This is a genomic window from Terriglobia bacterium (assembly GCA_020072785.1).
Classification (GTDB): Bacteria; Acidobacteriota; Terriglobia; order Acidiferrales; family UBA7541; genus Acidiferrum.
On record JAIQGG010000001.1, the window covers coordinates 186,344 to 208,434 of the forward strand.

The following is a 22,091-nucleotide window of genomic DNA, read 5'->3' on the forward strand; positions in this document are numbered from 1 at the left end:
CATCACGGTTCAGACCAGGTCCGCCACGGTGCCTTCCATGCGCTGGAAGAAGAGCATCCCGCCCACCAGGACCACCAGCACCATCCCCGCGGAGGCCACCAGGAGCACACCTGGCGCCTGCCCGTGCCCCGTCAGCGCCCAGCGGAATCCTTCGATCACGCCGGTCATGGGGTTGAGGCCGTAGAGCCAGCGCCAGCGCTGCGGCACGAGGCTGCCGGGGTAAGCCACCGGCGAAGCCAGCATCCAGAACTGCATCAGAAAAGGCATCACATAACGCACGTCGCGATAGAGCGCGTTCAGCGCGGAGAGCCATAGGCCCACGCCCAGCGCCGTGGCCACCGCCAGCAGCAGCAGCAAGGGCAGGTACAGCGCGGCAAAACCCGGACGCTGCCCATAGCCCAGGGTCACGGCAACCAGCACCAGGAAACCGATGGCGAAGTCCACCAGCCCGGAAAGGACCGCGGACATGGGCAGAATCAGGCGCGGGAAGTAGACCTTGGTGATGACCCGCTGATTTTCCACCACGATGTTGGTGGCGCTCAGCAACGCGGTGGAGAAGTAGGTCCAGGGCACCAGGGCCGCGAAATAGAAGACCGGATAAGGCAGGCCCTGGGAGGGCAGCTTGGCCAGGTGCCCGAAGAACAGCGTGAAGACCACCATGGTCAGCAGCGGCTGGAGTACCACCCAGGCCACGCCGATGACCGTCTGCTTGTAGCGGATTTTGACGTCGCGCCAGACGAAGAAATAGAGCAATTCCCGGTACTCCCAGATCTCGCGCAGACGCACTTCCAGCCAGCCGCGCGGCGGGGTGATGCGGTAGAGCGGCGCCGCCGCGGCGGCAGTTTCAACACCCATAGCGTTTGTGCTGAGGGAAGCCATGCAATTTTCGCATTCTCCGATGGAATGCCCCGCACCATTCTAGCCGAACCCTGCGGCCCGGCACATCGATTCCTGGTTGCTTATTCCTCCACGGAGCTTTCCGGTTTCTGCAGTCCCTCCCGCGCTGCGCCCTGTGCGGGAGGACTCAGTGGTGGCCTGGCGGCTGGCTTTCCATCAGTTCGATGTTCTTCCGCTCTATGCTCTGCATCATCGCGCTGCGGCGGAACAGATAGGTGCGCATATCGCCGCCCAGTTGCCGCGGTACGGCCACAAACTGGTTGTGCACCATTTTGCTCCAGGAGATGGGGCCGTGCGCCGGCACCAGTTGGGTGCCCCACTGATAGATGAACCCCAGATTCCACACGATGAACAGGGCGATGGCGGCGCTCGCTGCCCCCAGCGCCGCTCGCTCCCGGGACCACGCCGCCGCGAGCGTCTCCAGCAGTGCCGCCAGCCCTACGATGAACAGTGGCGTAAGGGAGACAAAGAAGCGGTTGCCGTAGGAGGAGAGTCCGTTCCAGGTGGGATAGCAGGCGATGAAGAGATAGTACGCCCCGGCTGCGGCCAGCAGCGCGCCCCCCACCCGCGGCTGCCGCAGGGCGAACACCACCAGCCCCGCGCAGGCCAGCAGAAGTACCGGGGTCCAGGAAAAAAGCCCGTGATTGGCGGAAAAGAGGACGGCCAGCAGTGCCGGTGAGCGCCACAGCCAGTGGCTCAGCGGGATATACCCGGATTCAAAGGGATTTCCGTAGATGATCTGGCGCGTGAGAAACGTCGGGAGGAGACAGAGAAGAGTGACCGCGCTGAATGCGACATGCCGGCCCAGGAGTTGTCCCGCGCCCCGCCACTTCGCCGCTGGTGCGCGCAGCCGCCGCGCATATTCCCGCAGGGCCTCGACGCCGGGCGCTGCCAGTAGCAGCGCGTTCGGGTAGTAGACATTCAGCATCAGCCCCGCCAGAGCCCCCAGCAGAAGCCATTGCCCCAGCGTGCGCTCGCCGGAGGTTTTGTCCCAGTAAAAAAGGAGCAGGGCCACACAGAAAGCGGAGTGCGCGTGCGACCAGGAGGGATTGAAGTACATGTAAACGGGCAGCGAGCTGGCCCCCCAGATGCCGATGGTCGCCAGCAGCGCCCAGCGCCAGTGCACGTACTTCACCGCCAGCCGGAACGAGAGCAGTAGCCCCAGGAAACCGTACAACGCCGTTCCCAGGGCCATGGCCCAACGGTAGGGAGCGGAGAAGCCGTCCGCGGCCACCGCCGAGCCCAGCGCGCGCGCCGCCAGCACGCCCGCGTGGGCGAGCAGCAGGAAGGGGCTCCAGAGTATCGCCGGGCCGGGGGTGAAGTGGTTGTCCAGATGGCCGGTGGAGGTGACCAAGGCTTGCCGGATCCGGCCGTTTTCATCCACGCGCGGCTCACGGAAGCTGGCATTGGCCCGCAGGTAGTCGTTCGTGAAATCGAGACGATGCTCGATCAGCGGTGCCCGGGCGAATGCGTAATAGCCCACGCCATCGCCCCGCACAAGGGGATTCATCAGGGGCAGCGAAAGCAGGAAGAATAAGACGAGGATTTTTTCAGAAGACCGCGCACGGTCCTTGCCTGACAGGTCCCCAGGTGCCGGCACCGGCATTCTCAACGGGCAGCTTCCTGCACGGCGGCGAGAGCGCTCCGCCGTTCCAATCGGGGCCCGGCCAGAAACGGCTCGTTAGCAACAGGCACCAGAACCGAAAGTGTTTTTCCGGCCTTCACAAGAAATTACCTATCTCCCGCTTCAGGGTTAGTGCCTCTGTCCGCAGAGCCACCCGCTGCTCAGCGGGCGGTGCTGGCCACCGTGCGCGGCGCAGCCGTGACTCCGTGCTTTTCCCGGAAGTACGTGCTCACCCGGTCCACGATTTCGCTCAGGGGCGTCTGCGGCCGGAATCCGGTGAGGGCGTGGAGCTTGTCCACACACGGCACGCGCCGCTGCATGTCTTCAAAACCCGGCTCGTAAGCCTGTTCGTAGGGAACGTAGACGATATCGGAACGGCTCTGCGTGCGTTCCTTCACCACCTGCGCCAGGCCCTCGATGGTGATCTCCTCGGTGTTGCCGATGTTCACGACCTCCCCGATGGCCCGCTCGCAATCCATCAGCCGGATCAGCCCCCCGACCGTGTCGCGCACGTCGCAGAAGCAGCGCGACTGCTTGCCCGACCCGTAGACGGTGATCGGCTTGTGCTCCAGCGCCTGGTTCACGAAGTTCGGCAGCACCATCCCGTAGCGCCCGGTCTGGCGCGGCCCCACGGTATTGAACAGCCGCACCACGATCACCGGCAGCTTTTTCTCTTTCCAGTAGGCCAGGGCCAGGAATTCATCCAGGGCCTTGGACGCCGCGTAGCTCCACCGCCCCTTCGTCGTCGGTCCCAGGACCAGGTCGGCATCTTCGTGGAACGGCACCTGGGTGTTCTTGCCGTAGACTTCGGAGGTCGAGGCGGTGAGCACCAGCTTGCGCTTCTTGTGCGCTGCTTCCAGGATCAATTGCGTGCCGTTGACGTTGGTCTCGATCGTGCGCACCGGACTTTCCACAATCAGGCGCACACCCACTGCCGCCGCCAGGTGCACCACGACGTCGGCGTCATCCACCAGCTCCGCCAGGACCTGTTTGTTCTCGATCGAATCGAGATGGTATTGCAAGCGCTCGAAGCTCTTCAGGTGCCGGATGTTCTCCATGCTGCCCGTGGACAGGTTGTCCAGCAGCACGACGGAATCGCCGCGCTCCAGGAGTTTCTCCGCCAGGTGCGAACCAATAAAGCCAGCACCTCCGGTTATCAGGTAGCGCACAAATCCTCCTTAGAGAGCCTGGGAATCATCGTCCAGCGAGTGGCGGTGCGAGCCATGTGGAGCGAACGGGGTGTTTTCCGAGGCATCCTTGCTTCCGTTCTCCTGCCCGTAGCCGTAAGAATAGGGGTAGTAGCGATAGGAGTAGTAGTAATCGGGTGCGCTGGCATCCACGGCGTTCAGAACCACGCCGAGAATCCGGCATTTCACGCTGTAGAGCAGGTCCCGCGTGCGCGTGAAGGCCCCCTTGGGCGTCTCCCCGCTGCGTACCACCAGCAGCACCCCGTCCGCGAGCACGGAAAGGATCACCGCGTCCGTTACGGCCATGACCGGCGGTGTGTCAATGACGATGAATTTGTACTTTTTCCGCAATTCGACGATGGCTTCCGCCATCTTGCGCGAGGAGAGCAGGTCGGCCGGATTGGGGGGCAGCGGGCCGGTGGGAATGGCCAGGAGATTCTCGATGCTGGGGTGTTGCACGGTCACCAGATCCAGGCTGGAAACCCCCGCCAGGTAGGAACTGAGCCCCGCGTACTTGCCGTCTGCCAGATTGAGGACGCGTCCCACGCCGGGTTTGCGCAGGTCGGCGTCCACCAGCACGGTCTTGTCTCCCAGTTGCGCCAGGGTCACCGCCAGGTTGGCCGCCGCCGTGGTTTTTCCTTCGCGGGGCAGCGCGCTGGTGACCATGATCACCTGCGGTGGTTTTCCGGCCTGCGAGAGCAGCAGCGCCGTGCGCAACGCGCGGAAAGCCTCCGACGTCTGCGACTTCGGCAGGTGGTGCGAGACCAGTTCGATATGCGGCTGGTTCACGCTCCCCGCCCCTCCCGCTAGCAGGCGCATGCCGCGGCCGTTTCCGTTGGAGCTCGCAAACGACGGCACGACCGCGAGCGACGGCAGCCGCGCCAGCATCTCAATGTCATCCGGCGACTTCACGGTATTGTCCAAATATTCCCGCGTCAGGGCCAGCCCGATGCCCCCGACCAGTCCCACCAGAATGGAGAGCGCAATATTGCGCGTCTTGGAGGGGCGCGCCGGCGTGGCGGGAATCATCGCCGGATCCACAATCCGGATGTTCGAGGAACGCAGTCCCGCGGATATGCTCGCCTCTTTCAGCTTGGTCAGCAGGCCCTCGTAGAGCTGCTTGTTGGCCTCGGCTTCGCGCCGCAGGATATTATACTGCACCAGGCGCTCGGCCTGCTGGTTGGCCTCCGCCTTCTGCTTGTCCAGGGCCTCGTTCAGGAGCAGTTCCCGTTGGCGCGCCGTGCGGTATTCACTTTCGATCCGGTTGAAGATGTTTTTCTTTTCCGTCTCCAGCAGTTGGTCGTATTCCTTGAGCTGCGCGCGCAGGCGCTGCACCCGCGGAAAATTCGGGCCGTACTGGTTCAGGGCCCCCGTGTAGTCGGTGTAGGCCTGCGTGCGCTGCTTCTGGAGGTCCCCCATGGCCGAGTTGTCTTGGGCCTGGGGCAGCGCGCCGAAGCTCCCGGTTTGCGCCAACTGGTAGAGCGCTTCCTTCTTCATGCGGTCGCTCTGCGCTTCGGTCAGCTCTTTGTTGATGTCCCCCAGGCGCTGCGTGGCGATGCTCTGCTTGTCATCCAGGGTCCAGATGGAGTTCTCGCGCTCGTAGGCGATGCGCGCGTCTTCCGACTTCTCCACTTTGATGCGCAGTTCGCTGAGCTGGTCGGAAAGCCAGCCGGAAGCCTGCGTCGTGGCCTCGTAGCGGCTGCGGAAATTCTGCTCGATGAAATTTTCCAGATGCGCATTGAGGATGCGCGCTGCCAGCTCCGGATCGGTGGATTCGTACGCCACGTCCAGCAACTGGCTGTTAATCACCCGCTTTACGCTCAGCCCGGCCAGAAACGCGGCCAGCTCCGGAGGGCGCTTCTGATTGGCCAGGCTGCCGCTGCGGATGGCCTCGGACACCTTGCCCGAGGGGGAAAGCGCCGGGTTCCCCCCCAGGTTTAGGTTGCGGATGGTTTGCAGCGCCAGCGTCTCGCTGGTTAGAATCTTGGACTGCGTCTCGATGTAATTGTCCTGATCGATCATGGCCGCATAGGGGTCGCCGCCCTGGAATCCCAGGGAGTTCGGGTTTTCCCGGTCAATCTCGATGCGCGCGGTGGCGATGTACACCGGCGACATGCGGAACGTCGCGATCGACACCAGCGTCACTACGGCCAGCAAAAACGAGAGAATCAGCCACTGATGCTTCCGCAGAATCATCACGTAGTCGTACAGGTGCGGTTCGCGGGGCAGCAGGTCCAGGGTCGGCATGCGCGCGGGCAGCGGGAGAATCTCCACGGCGCCATTCGTGCCGTTCAGTCCGTTCTCCAGGGGCACCAACTTCTGGTTTTCGTCCATCATTCTCCCTAATGAGTCACACGGAGAATGGCTGCGGCCGCACCGATTCCCAGCGCGACTTGCGCCAGGCGGAAGGCCGCGCGTTTCCCGTTGCTTTCGGGCACGTACAGAATGTCGTTGGGCAGGAGCGTCACATCCTCATCCTGCCGCTGCATGATCTTCTTCAGGTGCACGACCATCTCCCGCTGCTGTCCCGTCTGGTCTTTGCGGAGTATGACCGCGGAATCCGCCTTGGCGGTGCTCTCCAAGCCCCCGGCGAGGGACAGGATCTTGAGCGTGCTCATCTGCGTGCGGTCGCCCGCCAGGACGAATCCCCCGGGATGCCCCACCGCGCCGATTACGTAGACGATGCCCCCGTGCGGCACCGTAACCACATCCCCGCCCTGCAGCAACAGGTTCTCTTTCTGGTCCCCGGATTCCAGCAGGTTGTTGAGGTTGATCGTCAAGGTCAGCGGTGCCCCCTGGGCGGTAAGATCCTCTACCGGCGCAGGATCCTTGGCGGCTTCCGCGCCCGCTGCAGTGGGCGCGCTTGGCGATACCGGCTTCGCGGCCACCGCCGCACCCTCTGCTGCGGGATCTGTGCCCGCCGTGGGTCCGCTCTCCGGCTGGGATGTCGCCGGCGGCGCCGAATTCACCCCTGCTGCCGGAACATCCTCGTCCGCCGTGTTTTCCGGCGAGATCGGGTGGGCCGTGCGGGTCACGATCACCACACTGCCCGCATCCGCCGCGATCCCGCCCGCCTCGGCGAGCGCTTCCACCAGCGTGACCTCATGGTCGGCCTGAAAGACCGTGGGGTGCATGACTGCCCCCGTGACCGTGATCGGCTTGCTCTTTTTCTCTTTCACCGAGACGCTGACCTGGGGGTGCGTGATGAGGCCGTTGGCCTCCAGTACTTCCGCGATCTTCTGTTCCGCTTGGAGTTCCGTCAGCCCGGAAACATGCAGGCGCACGGGAAGCAAGGGCAGGGTGATCGTGCCCGTCTGGCTGACACGCACATCGCGCGTCAGTTCCTGCACGTCGAACACTTCCACCGACACGAGATCGCCATTGCCGATTACGTAGTCGCGCTTGACGCTCTGGGCCGCGGCGGAAAAAGCGCGGAGGCGTTCGTTGGTCTGTTCCGATGTCTCCAGGCCAGATTGCTGGGCCCGGCTCGCCGGGCCGCAGGCGAGAATCGCCAGCAAGCAGAGCAATAGCCTCTGCATTCCAGTCATCGGGATGCGGTAAATAAACTTCTCCCGCGCACCCAGGGTAGCTGGCTGCATCAGAGTAGATGACCCCCGGCCCATTATACAGAGAACCGCCGTGTGGGAATCAACGAGTTGCGGGAGAGGGACGGGGCGAGGGAAGGATTCCCGCCGTCGCCAGGTAGGCCAGCAGCAGGAATAGCAAGGCGTTTGATGGAATATGCAGATTGAAATCGACCAGGCTGTGCACCAGGATGCCCACGCAGCCCACCAGTCCTCCCGTTTGCAGCGCTGCCGCCGCGGAGTTCTCCTGTTTCAGCAGCCGCCGCAGCCCGCGCACCAGCAGCAACGACAGAAACAACCCGCAGCAGAGCCCGCCGAGGATCCCCGTTTCCGCAAGGACCTCGAGATAATCGTTGTGCGCGTGGTCCACGACCTTTCCGTCGTAAAGCGTGTCGTACTTCGGGAATATGCTCTGCAGCGTTCCCAGGCCCGTGCCGGCCAGCGGGTAGTCCAGGAAGATGCGCCACGTGTCCCGGGTCATGGAGACCCGCTTGTCCGAATTCAGTTCCAGCGTCTGCAGCGACGCGAAGCGCTGCAGCGCTTCTTGCACGCCCACCCAGGAAACCAGCAACAGCGCCAGCAGCAGCACCAGTCCCCCCGCCAGGGCGTGCTTACCCCCGCTGCGCCGCAGCCGCAGCAGCAGCGCCAGCACCACCAGCTCCACAAGAAAGGAGATGATTCCGCCTCGCGACGCCGACAGCAACAGCGCCACGATTGGCAGCAACGTGAGCAGCCCCACCATCATCCAGCGTTCCCGCCGCACTTTCCCGAAAACCAGCGGCGTCAACCCCACGGGGATCACCATCTCCATCAGGCCCGCAAAGTGGTTGCGGTTCACGTACGGCCCGAAGGGAATGCCCCCGTAGCGCATCTCCCGGAACCAGTACAGTTTTCCATTGAAGGTCAGATGCTGCAGAATCCCGAAGACCGCTACCGCGAATCCCATGGCCATCACGAACCAGACGAATCCCCGCCAGTCGGCCAGCGTGTGATACGCCTGTCCGGCCACGAACAACAGAATCGCATAGGCCAGCAGGAGCTGCACTTCCATCCGGGTGCGATAGGCGTACACCGTGGTGTGCAAAAGTATCTGGCCCACCCCTACTCCCGCGAGCAGCACCAGCGGCGGCAGCAGCGGGGGAATGTGCAGTTCTTCTTCCTTGCAGAAGAGCGAGCCCAGCGCCCAGGTCAGGAAAAGAACGCTGGCGCCGATTTCCAGGACGGCCGCCGACCACTCCTCGACGGCTCCATGCGTGAGCACCGCAAAAGTCAGCAGCGAACAGATGCCCACGCGCAGAAATTTCACGGCCGTTCCTTTGGCGCGGGTTCCGCGGGGCTCGCGGCGGAGGCCGCCGCGGGTGGCGCGCTCTCTGGTGTCAGCGTGAGGTCATCTACCCACACCGTTCCGGAAATCTGGTTGTCCAGTTTCTGGCTGGCGGCCCGCCCCAGGCACACCTGCGCGAGGTGCACGTCCTTGCCGGCCGTCCAGGGCACGGTCAGCCGCGTCCACGGCTGCGTTTCGCGCATATCCGCGCTCATCGCCGGGGGATTGCCGGGAAACTCCGGGGTCCGCACAATAATGTAAACACCCCGGTCGGTAGTGACCGATTTGGTGCGCATCCAGGCCGCGAGCTGATACGCCGTTTCCGGCGCCACGGCCACGAACTGGCAGACATTTTCGAACTGCACGTTTTGCCTGCCGTCGAAATGAATGCGCAGCGCGCGGTTTCCCGAATGCCGCACCTCGCTGTCGAAGTCCGTCTGCGCACCGTGCGCCGCTTGCACGCGCCACGCAAATCCGCCGCTCACTCCCGTTTCGAAGCCCCCGTCCCAGATCAGCGACTTCGCGGGATCGTCGGGGCGGGGAATGCCGGCAAAACCCAGCGCCTGCGTCCACACCTCGTGCGCCTCCGCCACCTGGCGCTTGGCCAGCAAGGCATCCACAAAGACGTTTACCTGCTTGAGCTCCAGCTTCGGCTGTAGCCCGGCCAGGCGGCGCCACACCTCTAGCGCTGCGTCCGTCTCCCACTGCTTCGCGAACACTTCGATCACGCTGAGATAGACCTGCGGCGAGGCCGGCAGGACCTGATCCAGGAGAACCCGGATGTCCGGCTTGGCCCGCCAGCAGACCGAGATGGCCTCGGCTGCGCGCCCCGGCTCCTCCGCCAGGCTGCGCCGAATCTCCGCGAAAGCCGCGTCCGTCTCCCCCTGGCGCAGCAGAAAATTTCCGTAGCGCCACGCCACGTCCGCGGACACCGGATAATTCGCGCGCGCCTCGAGAAACGCCGCGCGCGCCTGCGATATTTCACTGTTCAATTCATAGGATTTCCCTAGATCCATCCAAATATCGGCCGAATGCGGATTAACGTGCGCTGCATGAACAAAATAGTTGATGGCGCGTGAAAGATCAGGATGATCAGCATTCAGTCGCCAATAGAGCCCGAGATTATACCAATTGGCTGCGTTGTCTGGTTCGAGTCGAGCTGCCCGCTCCAAATCTTCGAGCCGCTCGGACCCTGCATAAAATTCTGCAACTCCACTCCGCAAACTATAGGAACAAAACGTCAGGGAGAGAAGGAGAGTTCCAATAAATATGCAACACCGCGCTCCGTAAGTGCTGATGCGAAATACCGCCATGCACAGAATCTGCTACGAAACCAGGAAACCTTGCAAGATAATTCATTTAGCTATGTTACAGCCCTGTATTCCGGGTGTCTGTCGTTTGGCGCAGAACTTCAACCTTCGAGGCGGGCACATTGCCCACCAGTTTCTCTGCCGGGACCGATTTTACTGGAGCGGACCCGTGGCTTAAATCGATCGCGACCGCTGCACCGTTGAATCCGATTGTAATTGCTGGGAAAGCCCACCAGCCCCATGTATCACCTCGGCGATCGCGCTTCCACTTTTGCGAGAAGTAAAACCCCGCTAGTGTCGGTGCCAACTTGATTAAGTAGATACGCGCGCGGGATGGATGTCTTCCGAAGAACGGATTCGACTCAACGCAAGTTGGATTGTGAGAACAGTGAGAAGTCAACTCCGCGTCTATAACCATTAACGCAATACCCGTTCCCCATGCCATCCAGAACTTCTTTCCGAGCTTTCCCCGAGCTGCTGGACGCGGCGGCCCATCTTCAAACGGTTTCTGTCGCCGAGCCTGCAAGTCCGCTTGATGCTGAACCTTCTGGTCAATTGTGGATGAAAGGTTTAAGGAATATGCTGAATTTGTTTCGGAGCTTACAGTCTGCGCCTGGGCCTGGAAGGCTTCAATGGAAGCCGACACGATTAGAACTGCCACAAAATATTTGGCAAACATGCACTCCCTCCCCTAGACTTTTCCTAGAGAGTTGAGTGCGAACTGAGGCGGGGGAGGTCGGGAAGGGCCAACAATGCAGTTCGCATTCAGCCGACTGGTCGCAGATGACGTTGCATTAATTGTTCCAAAGCGATCTTTTTATTGACTCTTACTAAGAAAAGGTCTTATCAGCTGGAGAATCTATCGACTGGAGGGTCTTCAGAACTTGTCAATCCATGCTCTATGCGGAAACTAAAATAGGAATAAGTTCCAAATCGGTACGTCTACTTGTGCGTTTGGAACTATGGTCTAACCGGACTGAGGAAATCTTGGTGCACCGCTGCGTAAATACCGAGACCTGCAGCCGTTCCACCAATCCCAACAAACAAAATTATAGCTTTTCGGCGGGTTCGCCCACCCTTCTTGGGCATGTCCTTGTTTTGATCGGCACCAGCGCCACGGGGTCCCTGGGGTTCCATCTCTATACGGTATGCCTCTCCAGCGGGAATCTCATAGGTCTCATCGTACACGGAGGCTTGAAGGACACCCGACCTGCAGCCGACGAGCACGACTGTTGGACTTAAGAAAGTAATTTGTCCACTTGCACTGGCGTTCGACAGGGATTTTATCAGGGCGTCCGAGGCTTGGACATTTATGGAATCACCTTTTTGAGAAGAGAAACCAAGGGTTCCTGAATTTAATACTGCCAGCGTGCTCGAATCTGATTGCCGCAGTGTTATTGAGCTGTTCTCGGAAAGGTGAAAGTTGGCACCGACCGCATCGATGAAGGCTTGGCCTGAGGATGAGGTCGAGACCGAATCGCCGCTGAACAGGGTCGTCCCCGGATGGACACCAAGCCCATTAAGAGACGCTCCCCGAGCGCCTGCGATAGCTCCAACAGACTTAGTAACTGCACTGTAGGCCGGGATGCATGCCAAAAGAAAACAAAGAATCCCAAGATACCAGTTCGACCTTGCCTCCAGTAACTTCATGGCAGCGCACCACCTCTTGGCAATCTACCACTCTTTTCCGTTTGCCAACATTATTGTTGGCAACCAGACGAAGCAATAATACGGCAGTTCTAGTACCTACACAACGGCTATATTAGACTAAGAAAAAAATACTATGGCGAAATAATTTGTGCAAGCCATTTATTGGTCAACAGAATATAAACCCTTCGTGGTTTATGGGCGAAGATTCTAACTCACACCCGCCGGCGGACAGCTCACGTTGACACCACCTTGTAGTAGCGATAGGTAACTCTTTGGTTCAAGACTCACTTTGTCTTGCACATCAGGTGAAATCATTCCGCTAGCATATTAGACGCAAGGGGGGATTTCCTATGGCAAGAAGGCACAATTGTTCAAGATGCGGAAGCGACGACGTGCATCTCTCTAAGAGAAGAGGCGTATTCGAGGCCCGCATTTTGAATTGGTTTCGTATCCGTCCATATCGCTGCAATGATTGCAGTTACCGTTATTATAATTTCACACCCGCAAAGCGAACAAGAACACCCGAACTCTTTAATACGTCCGCATCGACTGAATTTCGACAGATTTGAGCAGTGGGCAAGTTCGAGATCTGGCCGTGTCCTCAATGCGAACTGGGTCCAATATTATAGCATCCTAATAATATTTATTAGGAAATACTTGCCACATCTAAGTAGCTGATATATAAATAACACCCCGCGCTTTTATCGCCTACCTAGGAGTGTGTCAAGCAAATGGTCACTTTAGTCAAAGAACATCGGTATATCGCATATACCCACGTCGATACCCTCGTCCTCAGAATTGAGGAGTTTGTCTCAGGTCCTGTACGGTGGCCAGACCAGTATAGACTTAAGATGCCGGCAACGGCCGACCGACCGGCAAAAACATTCTATGGAAGCACTTCCCACGAGGTAGCGGAAAAAGGGGGTCAGTTTATTCAGGCCACGTGAAGCTTAAGAGATGCGCCTCCAGGTGGCCGGGGGGCCACGGCGTGAAATCGCGCACCATGAAAATCGCCAATTAAATGACGCCATTGACAATTGAACAATTAACAAGTAGATTTTCCCAGCATTTACTACGGTCGGCCCTCTGTTTTAGTCAAAACCACGCTTCGGAATTTGTTTTTCTATTCCAGGCGAATTGCGAAGAGGTCGCTATGCCTCCCTATGCAATCTGTTCAGACCCGAACTGTCCATTCGTGTTCGATATGCAAGAAGAGAAGGAAGGTAATACCAGGGTGCCACCAGCGACGTGTCCCAAGTGCGTGTCGCTGGTGGTCTTCCACTGCCCCTTGTGCCATTTGGCTATCTTCCACGAGCCACCTGAGCAAGACCCGCGATGCGAATTTTGCAGAGCACGCCTCAGACAATGGTCACTCCGAGGGATGGCGGGCTCGGTGCAAGCTAGCACTCACGGAAAACAGCACAGTCTGTTCTTAAGCGATGAGACGGAAGCCCGGTTGGTGGGTAGGCCAGACCTAAACCTGCGATCCGTTAGGCTGCCGCGGAAACACTACTGCCAGCCTTTACTTTCCGGGAGAGGCGCTGTAGGCGTCTTCCGCGCCCCGCCCGCGGCGGCGCACGTCGATTCCCAGGCGCTTGATCTTCTGGTTCAGCGTCGAAAGCGGGATTAGGAAGCGCTCCGCCGCTTCGGTCTGGTTCCAGCCGGAGCGCTCCAGCATGTCCACGATGATGCGCCGCTCGATCTCGTCCATGATCTGAAACAGTGAGGGCCGCGCGCTGTCCGCCCCGGTCCGCGCCCCCGGCTCCCCCGGCAGCGGCGGTAGAAATTCCGAAAGCTGCAGGCGCACTCCGCGCACGATCTCCTTGCTGCGCAGCGAGTCCGGGAGCAACTCCACGTCCATCTTTTCCTGCGTCGAGAGCACTACCGCGCGCTCCACCACGTTTTCCAGCTCGCGCACGTTGCCCGGCCAGTCGTAGTCCATCATCAGCTTCAGCGCCCCGGCGCTGAACTGCCGCGGCGGCTTGCCGTTTTCCTGGCAGTAGCGCTGCAGAAAGTGCACCAGCAGCAGCGGCACGTCTTCGCGCCGCTCGCGCAGCGCCGGCAGCTGCAAATGGATCACGTTCAGGCGGTGATAGAGGTCCTCGCGGAAACGCCCTTCGCGCACCAGCGTCAGCAGGTCCACATTGGACGCCGCCAAGATGCGCACGTCCACCTTGATCTGCTCCGTTCCGCCCAGGCGCATGAACTCCCGCTCCTGGATCACGCGCAGCAGCTTGGCCTGCGTCTCCGGGCTGATGGTGGCGATTTCGTCGAAAAAGATGGTGCCCTGGTCGGCTACTTCGAAAAGGCCCTTCTTGGAGGCCACCGCGCTGGTAAATGCTCCGCGCACATGCCCGAACAGCTGCGATTCCAGCAGGTCCGCCGGGATGGAGCCGGTGTTCACCGGAACGAAGGCCTTGTCCGCGCGCGGCGAGGCCGAGTGAATCGCTTTGGCGATCAGCTCCTTGCCCGTCCCGCTCTCTCCGCTGATCAGCACCGTGGAGCGCGCCGCCGCCACCTGGGTCACCAGGTCCAGCAGCGTCAGCATTCTCTCGCTCTTGCCGATGATGTTGGGGAAATTGAAGCGCTGCTTCAGCGCCCGCTTCAACTGCAGGTTTTCTTCGCGCAGCTTCTGCGATTCCACCGCTTGCGCCACCTGCGCCAGCAGCTCGTCGTTGGACCACGGCTTGGTGATGTAGTCCTGCGCGCCGCTCTTGAAGGCCTGCCGCGCCATGTCGATCGAGCCGTACGCGGTGATCAGCACCACTGCGAGGTGGGCATCCCGCCGGCGGATCTCGCGCAGCAGCTCCAGGCCGTTGCGGTCCGGCAGGCTCACGTCCAGCAGCAGCAGGTCGTAGGGTTGCTCTTCCAGCTTGGCCAGCCCCGCGGCGCCCGTTTCTGCGCTGCTCACGCGGTAGCCTTCCGACGTCAGCAGCAGCTCCAGGCCCTCGCGGATCTCCGACTCGTCGTCCACTACCAGGATCGAGCCCTTAGACATGCACCGGCTTTCTCGCTGCGGGGAACTCCAGGTGGAAGGATGTGCCCTTGCCGGGCGTGGAGCGCACGTCGATCTTTCCCGAATGTTCCTTGATGATTCCGTAACTCACCGAAAGCCCCAGCCCCGTTCCCCGCCCGTTGACCTTGGTGGTGAAGAACGGATCGAAGATGCGGTGGATGTGTTCGCGGGAGATTCCCGCTCCGGTATCCGCCACTTCGATCTCCACGCTCCCGTTGTGCGCCATGGTGCGCACTTCCAGCATGCCCCCCTCGGGCATGGCATCTTTGGCGTTGAGGAACAGGTTCAGAAAGACCTGCTGCAGCTTGTTCGACGAGCCGTGCACCGCGGGCAGCGCCTCTCCCAGGTGCCGCACCACCTGCACCCGGGACGTCTTCAGCGGATGGGCCACCAGCGACAGCGTCTCCTCCACCACCCGGTTGACGTCCACTTCCGCGAACTCCGCCGCTCCCGTGCGCGAAAAATTCAGCAGGTTGTTCACGATCTCGCTGGCCCGGAACGTCTGCTTCACGATCTTCTCGATGAGTCCCTGCCGCGGGTCGCCCGCGGGCATCTGCTTGGCCAGCATCTGGATGTAGTTGGAGATCACCGCCAGTGGAGTGTTCACCTCGTGCGCCACACCCGCCGCCAGCAGCCCCAGCGAGGTCAGCTTCTCCGTCTGCGTCATCTGCCCTTCCATGCGTTCGCGCACGGTCACGTCGTCAAACAGCAGCAACCGCCCGATATGCTCGCCGGATTTGCTCACCAGTGGCGTGATCGAGACGTTCAAGGTCAGGGAACGCCCACGGTGCTGCAGCCGGTGCTTGTAGATCCCGCTGACCTGCTCGTCGCCCGCCCGCGCCAGAATCTCCGCCGCCAGCTCCGCCGGCAGCAGCGCCGCCAGGGGTTGCCCCAGGGCCTCCTGCCGCGGCACCCCGAAGAGTTGCTCCATGCGCGTGTTCCACGATTCGACGCTGCCCTCCAGATCCACCGCCAGCACCCCGACGTTCAGCGACTCCACGATGTTCTCGCTGAAGTCCTTCAGGCGCGCGATCTCCAGGGCCTTCTGCTCCAGCGAACTGTAGAGCTGCGCGTTGTCCAGGGCCACCGCCAGATAACCCGCGATGGTCTGCACCAGTTCCACGTCGTCGCTGGAGAGGAAATCGCCGTCCACCGTCTTCCCCAGCCCCAGCACCGCCACGGTGTGCTCGCGGATGCGGCAGGGCACGTAGTAGTTCAGGTCCAGCTGCTCCAGCGTGCGCCGCACCCGCTCCGGCACATCCCGCGCGCTACGGGGCGACTCGAAAAAGAGCGCCCCGCGCGCGAACTCGGGCCGGGCCGGCTCGAGAAAGCTGAGATCCAAGGTTTCCGAAAAACGCAGGCCCTGCGAGCGCGCCAGACGCATCTGCCCCGGCTGCACCGCGTCTTCCACGAAGATCGCCAGGCGGTCCACCAGCAGGGTCTGCGACACGCGGTCCATCACCGAGCCCAGCATGGGCTCCACGCGCACCTCGTTGGTCAGTGTCCGTCCGAATTCGATCAGCGTGCGCCGGTAATCCAGCCGGTCGCGGTAGAAGAAGCGGTCCAGGCGCGCCTGCGTCCAGTCCCGGAACGGCTGGAACAGGAACGCCGCCATCACGATGGCGATGACCTCTCCGGCTACCCCCGGGGTGATCTGCGTGCGGAAGATCCACCCGATCAACCCGATCAGGCCGAAATAGGCCGCCACCACCCCCGCCGTCGCCGCCGTGTAGGCCAGGCCGCGCTTGAAGATGATGTCCACGTCCATCAACCGGTAGCGGATGATGGCGTAGCCGAAGCACAGCGGAATCAGCACCAGGCTCAGCGCCGAAAATTTCATCCACGGGCGCAGGGCCGCGTCGAAGACAAATGGTGTGATGTAGAACAGGGTGAAGGGCAGGCTGCCGATCAGCGTGCCGCCGGTCAGCCACTTCAGCTGCTGGCGCAGCACGCCGGCGGGCGCTTCCCGGTAGCTGCGGTGAAACACCAGCCCCGCCCCCAGAAACGCCAGCGCCAGGTAGGCCAACTCGATCTTGTCCAGAACCAGGCGCGCTCCCAGCCAGGGGATGAACCCCAGTGCGTTGATGGCCACGCTGATGTGCGCGCCCAGCAGCAGGGCCGGCACGATATACGCCAGCGCCACCACGCGCACCGGCGAGGGTACGTAGGACAGCAGCCGGTCCAGCAATCGCAGCGGCAGCGCCAGCAGCGACTTCCCGGTGACCGGGCCCAGGCGCACTTCCCGCTGGTCCGGAAAGACCAGCGCGAAATGCAGCAGCAGCGCCGGCGCCAGCAGCCGCCCGGCGATGCTCGACCAGTACACTTCCCAGTCGAACGCGTCCAGTTTCCCGCTGAAGTGGAACGAATACAGGATGAAAGAGACCAGGCAGAAAATGTAGAAGTGCACGGCGCGGGGCGCGTTCCATCGGCGCACGAAGATGAACAGCCCGATGAACAGGTACAGCAGGCCCACGAAGCGCAGAGAAGCTTCGATGGAGGCCGGCTTCTCTGCCGGCGCGGTCACCAGCCGGGTTTCATACTCCTCGCCACTGCGCTCCAGCCGGTAGCGCACCTGGGTCCACAGCCCCGCGCGCCACAGCCGCTTGGTCACCTGCACGGCCTTGCCGATGCCCACGCCCTCGATGGAGACCAGACGGTCTCCGGCGTGGATCCCCGCGCTCGCCCCGGGAGAATTTGCCGCCACCTGCCAGGCTTCCACGCCCCGCTCGGTGTCCAGCCAGGTCACCCCATCATCCGGGGTCTCGAAACGCGCCCGCTGGTTGAAGTTCAGGGCGGCAAAGATCATCGCCGCCAGCGTCACCACCGCCAGCAGCACTGCCCCCAGGCTCACTCGCAGGTTCTGCTTCATTGCTCGTACGGAACCGCTCCGTCCCCGCTATCCTTATAGGCGAGCAACTCCAGTTCCATCATTTGGTAGGTGGGCCTCAAGCAAATACCCCTGTTTTCAAGTAATTGAAGGCAGGCAGGGGATCTTGGCCTGGAATTATCCGCTTTCTGGTAGGTGCCATACAACTTTCCAAAGCCCCGCTCTTCAACTTCAGAATTGGACACTCACGCCGCCGCGGAAGCTACGGAACACCGGCACCACCACCACGCTGCCATCCCGCCCGCTCATCGGTACGTATCCTTGGGCCAGCAGGTTCTGGCACTCGGCCAGAGCCTCCCAGTGGCCCGGTGCAAACTTGGGCAGGGCTTGGCGCACGTTTATGTGCAGGTAGGGATCGTTCTGGAAGAGGGTCTCGCCGAAGCTGTCCGGCCGGGAGAGAATCCTTCCGCTGATCCACTTGTAGCCCGCGTTCACTTGCGTCCCCAGCCAGGGCACCCGGGTCTTGATGTCGGCGGAAAGCGTGTGCCGCTGCCGCGTGCGCAGCGCCTCGCGGAACTCCGCGCCGGGCTGTTCGTCCGGCGCCAGCGCGCCCGCAAAACCATAGACCACGGTGAGTTCGGTGTTCTCTCCCGCCTTCTCGCGCACCGCTAGCCGCGTGCCCCACGCGCTGGACGCACCCCCGTCGGTTGCCAAACCGTTGGAGAAAAAGTCGTGCAGGAAATTCTCACTGGCCAGGTCGCTGCCCCGCCCGAACAGCGCCACATGGCGGTTGTCGTCGTGGAACGCCGCGATCTGCAGGCTGCCCCGCGCGCCGAGTTTGCGCTGCGCCGATAGCTCTTCGTGCCAGCCGCCTTCCAGCACCGGACGCCCGTTGCGCCACAGCAGCGCCGGAAACGTATCCAGCTGGTCGAGCACGGAAACCAGCGCCGCGTTGCGGTCCTCCTCTCCGCTCGACGCCAGCGAAGGAACGCCGGGCTGCCCCGCGAATACCAGCGCCGCGCGCCAGTCCTCGTTCACCCGCACATCCACTTCCGTACGCGGGCGCAGCGAGGAAGCCGCCATTCCCAGTCCCACCAGAACATACTCCGCGCCGTAGCGCACAGCCACGCGGTCGCCCAGGGCCACCAACCCGCTCTGATCCAGGCGCACCCCGCGGAACGTCGGCCCATCCGGCCCCAGCCGCGCTTCGCGCAGCACCAGCGTCGTCTGCGGCCCGGTCTCTGCCGAGCCCGTGGGCCGCCAGATCGCCGCTAGGCCTCCTGCCGGCGCCCGCTCGTAACTCATCTGCCCGGCCAACAGCAGTTTGCCGGTTGCCCCGATCCTTTGCTCGTAGGCAAACGCCGTCCCCGCCGCATCCGCCAGATTCGAAATCGAACCGGGGCGCCGCGCCCCGCTGGTCAACTCCAGGCGGGCGTGCGGCAGCTCCGGAGTGCCGCCATTCGCGCCGTGCTGCCCCGCACTTCCGTTCTCGTCCATCCATTGCAGCACCGGCCGCATGGCCGCCGACGAGCGCAGCACCCATTTCCAGTCATCAGCATCCGAGGTCGTGGCGGGCTGGCGGCGCAGGCGGTCCAGCGAGGCAAACATCGATTCCAGCTCGATGCGCACCAGCGTGGTCAGTTGGGCGGTGACGCGGACGTGCTGTTCCACGGTGGGCAGATATCCGGCCAGCGTCACGCGTACCGTATACAGCCCCGGAGCGAAGCGTTCGCCCCGGAAAATTCCCTGCATGTTGGTGAGGTATTCTGCGGAAGACGCAAGGCCCGTCCCTTCCGGGACGATCTGGACGGTTGCGCCCATCTGCGGCGTTCCGGCCGTGTCGCGTACCACTCCCGCGACCTTGCCGGAAACGGGTTTTGTCTGCGCCCCCGCGGCCACGCAGAACAGCGACAGCAGCGCCGCGCTCAGGATCAGGGCCCCCGGGATGGTCGTCCGGTGCCGTCCGTTTTTCACGACGTTTTACCTCCCCGGAGTCGTGTTCGCCGCCGCCTTGGTTTCCGGCGCGGCTTTCACCGTAAACTCCGCCGACCGGGAAATGGTCTGATTCGCCAGTTGGTCCGTAGCGTGAATCTCCAGGGTATACTTGCCCGGCGCCAGCGTGCTCAATGGCAGCAGCCGCTCGATGGTCATCTGGTCGCCGCTTTGCTTCATCTCTTGCGTGGTCTCTTTGAACTCCAGCATCTGCTGGTCGCCCTTGCGCACCAGGTACTGCACCGTGCCGCTGGGCTTATGCGTCTTTTCGTCCACCTTCAGGTTGTATACCTGCAGGTAGATGCCCAGCTTGTCGTTCACCGTGAAGTCCGCCTCCAGGCGCGGCCGCACCTTCGATGAACCCAGCACAAACTGCCCCGTGCCGATCTGCTTCGCCGGCACGTGCTCGATCTGGTCCGCGAGGATCAGCGAGCTCGCCTGAATCTTGTCGTCCTCGTAGCGCGGCACGGCCAGGCGCGAATTCACCACCCCGATGTTGCCGCTCTGCACGTCCTTGATCACCAGGTCCAGCCGGTACAGCCCGGGACGCAGCGGCACCGCCTTCTGGTAGATCGAGGAGAGCTTGATCGACTGCTGGAACAGCGAATCCGGAAAATCGCGGCTCACGGAATCCTCGAAGGTCTGCACCACGCGCCCCGTCAGCGTGCTCACCCGCCCGAAAATGTTCAGCGTCGCGGAATGCACCCCGTCCTTGTCTTTGAAGGAGAGCTGCGTGTTGGGAATCTGGATGGTCACCGGCACCAGCACCGATTCGCTGGTCACCTTCAGGTAGTCCGTGCGCCAGTTGAAGTGGATCTGATCGCGCACGATGCGCGACGTCACCAGCGCCTCCAGGTCCTTGAACTTTACCGCCGGTGGCCGCTGGATATTCGTATACAGTTCCAGGCGCGTGAATTCGTTGTACTTCGCCGGCTGCGACCCGCCCAGCGGCGTCCCCATGTTCGTGCCGTCCGAGCGCGTGAAGCGGTCCGTCTTCGAGGCCATGCCCATCGCTTCCATTTGCGTCAACCCCGCGCCCGGCACGTGCAGCAGCGCGTCTTTTTCCGAGGGGTCCATCGTCAGGTGATATTCCCCCGAGCCCGAGGGGTCCACGAACTCCAGTTCGATGTCCTCGCCGATCCCGTCCAGGTGCCGGTAGCGCCACGTCTCCCACGGATAGGTCGATGTCGTTCCCCCGCCTTCGGCTGCCGGCCGGTCGTACGTGCCCCCCGTCGGGTGCGACTGCACTTCGTCCGCCGGGCCCCAGATGATATAGATGCGCCCGCGGTCGGTCTTCCACCCCGGGATTCCCGAAGCGAAATGTTCGTTGGCGTAGGCGATGCGCCGGTAATGCTCTTCCTTGAAATCGTTGTCCGGCAGATCCGGATTGCTGCTGCGGCGCAGCCAGAACTGCTCGATGAACTGCTCGCGCTCTTCGTTGGTGGAAAGCTGCAGAAACGCTCTGCGCTCGTCCGGCGAGATGATGTACACGACGTCTTCGTCGAGCCAGTGCTTGTAAGCCTCGCCCAGCTCCTTGTACACCTGCTTCATTTTTTTCCGGGCATCTTTGTCCGCCCTCGGAGCCGGTGCAGGAATCTCCTGTGCGCAGACCGCGCCCAGACCCAGAGCCATGAAAACCGCACACGCCGCGAAGGCGCGCGAGAACCGCGTCATAAAGACACCTCTACCCATAGGAGTACGAATTCTAACCGCATGGCAAGCCCACGTCAATCAAGGAATCCCCTTCATTATCTGCAACTTGCCCCCGATTTTCTTTAGAGGCCCGCCGCGCCGCGCGGGTTGCCTCGCCCCACACTTCCCCCGCGCCAACGGACAGCCTGCACACCCTGGCCTTCCGGGCAGGTTGGCTCCCAGCGAGTGGCCCTCGATAAGAGCGCAGGCCGCCCGGGACGGTGCCGTTTTATCACTCTAGGGTGACGTATGACAGTGGTATCCTCACCGTGCCTGCGCGGAACGAAATGCGCTCCGAAGAATGCGCCACCCGCCAGTGATTTGGGCCGAGCAATGGCATCTGCTGCCTTTCAAGATCAATTGAAAAAACACTGTAAATAAAAGGAATTAACTATGAGTGGCAAACTTGGCAGAGTGCTCCTAGTCACGCTCATCTGCTTGTGGAACTGGGCTTCCGGCGACGCCTGGGGAGAGAAGGTGTGCCTATGCCAGTTTGTGGCACCAAGGTATTCTCCGATAGCTCGCGCGGCACGGATTCAAGGCACCGTCAGGCTGACGGTGGATGTCGGCCCACAGGGGGAGCCCGTAAGTGTTAGTGTCGTCGAAGGGGACCCGATATTGGCCGAGGCTGCCGCACAGGCTCTTAGGAATTGGAAATTCTGCCCTCCCCCGGAAGCACGAGAGAATCAGCATTTGACCATCACGGTTCAATTTAAGCTAGACGGAAAAAGCACCAACGATTGGGCACCTACAGATGTGACCTTTCGTCCGCCTGCCACAGTGGAGGTGGTGGCTCCGCCTGCTATAGGACAGGTCGCGCCTCCGGATGTCGTGATTCCGAAGCCTTGAGGGTGTTTCCGTCCGATTAGATGACGGCGTCGGCTCCTTCGACCGAGTAGACTTGCTAGCTGTACGACGACCAAGGCTCGGAAGAGAGGAGCCGAAGGCGGGTGGCAGCCCCTTGATGAGTTGGCAAGGACTGGGTACC

At 61.9% G+C, this 22,091-nt stretch carries 14 protein-coding genes; 1 reads left to right on the top strand and 13 read right to left on the bottom strand.

The window, feature by feature from the left end; all coding sequences use genetic code 11:
- Positions 1 to 9: 9 nt before the first annotated feature.
- From LAN61_00800 to LAN61_00860, 13 genes are all read right to left on the bottom strand, one after another.
- Complete coding sequence (locus LAN61_00800; GenBank protein MBZ5539034.1) at positions 10 to 855, bottom strand: ABC transporter permease; 846 nt, start codon at positions 853 to 855, stop codon at positions 10 to 12.
- 169 nt (positions 856 to 1,024) lie between these two features.
- Positions 1,025 to 2,407 (bottom strand): hypothetical protein, encoded by a 1,383-nt coding sequence (locus tag LAN61_00805; GenBank protein ID MBZ5539035.1) that lies wholly within the window; start codon positions 2,405 to 2,407, stop codon positions 1,025 to 1,027.
- A 275-nt stretch (positions 2,408 to 2,682) separates the two neighbouring features.
- The gene (locus LAN61_00810; protein MBZ5539036.1) at positions 2,683 to 3,690 is read right to left on the bottom strand and encodes a GDP-mannose 4,6-dehydratase; all 1,008 of its coding nucleotides are present in this window, start codon (positions 3,688 to 3,690) and stop codon (positions 2,683 to 2,685) included.
- Positions 3,691 to 3,699: 9 nt separating this feature from the next.
- Positions 3,700 to 6,045, bottom strand: a complete 2,346-nt coding sequence (locus LAN61_00815) for a polysaccharide biosynthesis tyrosine autokinase (GenBank protein ID MBZ5539037.1) — start codon at positions 6,043 to 6,045, stop codon at positions 3,700 to 3,702.
- Between the two features lie 5 nt (positions 6,046 to 6,050).
- Positions 6,051 to 7,307 (bottom strand): polysaccharide biosynthesis/export family protein, encoded by a 1,257-nt coding sequence (locus tag LAN61_00820; protein ID MBZ5539038.1) that lies wholly within the window; start codon positions 7,305 to 7,307, stop codon positions 6,051 to 6,053.
- A gap of 49 nt (positions 7,308 to 7,356) precedes the next feature.
- Positions 7,357 to 8,598, bottom strand: coding sequence for an O-antigen ligase family protein (locus tag LAN61_00825; GenBank protein MBZ5539039.1), 1,242 nt, complete (start codon positions 8,596 to 8,598; stop codon positions 7,357 to 7,359).
- Positions 8,595 to 9,632, bottom strand: a complete 1,038-nt coding sequence (locus LAN61_00830; GenBank protein ID MBZ5539040.1) for a hypothetical protein — start codon at positions 9,630 to 9,632, stop codon at positions 8,595 to 8,597. The genes LAN61_00825 and LAN61_00830 overlap by 4 nt, the downstream gene beginning before the upstream one ends.
- 352 nt (positions 9,633 to 9,984) lie before the next feature.
- Positions 9,985 to 10,605 (bottom strand): hypothetical protein, encoded by a 621-nt coding sequence (locus LAN61_00835; protein MBZ5539041.1) that lies wholly within the window; start codon positions 10,603 to 10,605, stop codon positions 9,985 to 9,987.
- Between the two features lie 281 nt (positions 10,606 to 10,886).
- Positions 10,887 to 11,576, bottom strand: a complete 690-nt coding sequence (locus LAN61_00840; protein MBZ5539042.1) for a hypothetical protein — start codon at positions 11,574 to 11,576, stop codon at positions 10,887 to 10,889.
- A gap of 1,522 nt (positions 11,577 to 13,098) precedes the next feature.
- Positions 13,099 to 14,574, bottom strand: coding sequence for a sigma-54 dependent transcriptional regulator (locus LAN61_00845; protein ID MBZ5539043.1), 1,476 nt, complete (start codon positions 14,572 to 14,574; stop codon positions 13,099 to 13,101).
- Entirely contained in the window at positions 14,567 to 17,398 is a 2,832-nt protein-coding gene (locus LAN61_00850) for a PAS domain-containing protein (protein ID MBZ5539044.1), read from the bottom strand. Before LAN61_00850 ends, LAN61_00845 begins: the two co-directional genes overlap by 8 nt.
- Before the next feature lie 252 nt (positions 17,399 to 17,650).
- Positions 17,651 to 19,393: a carboxypeptidase-like regulatory domain-containing protein gene (locus tag LAN61_00855; GenBank protein MBZ5539045.1), complete on the bottom strand. Its 1,743-nt coding sequence runs from the start codon at positions 19,391 to 19,393 to the stop codon at positions 17,651 to 17,653.
- Positions 19,394 to 19,399: 6 nt separating this feature from the next.
- Positions 19,400 to 20,962, bottom strand: a complete 1,563-nt coding sequence (locus LAN61_00860; protein MBZ5539046.1) for a GWxTD domain-containing protein — start codon at positions 20,960 to 20,962, stop codon at positions 19,400 to 19,402.
- Positions 20,963 to 21,496: 534 nt separating this feature from the next.
- Between LAN61_00860 and LAN61_00865 the strand changes: the two genes are divergently transcribed.
- The gene (locus LAN61_00865) at positions 21,497 to 21,952 is read left to right on the top strand and encodes an energy transducer TonB (GenBank protein ID MBZ5539047.1); all 456 of its coding nucleotides are present in this window, start codon (positions 21,497 to 21,499) and stop codon (positions 21,950 to 21,952) included.
- Positions 21,953 to 22,091 lie beyond the last annotated feature (139 nt).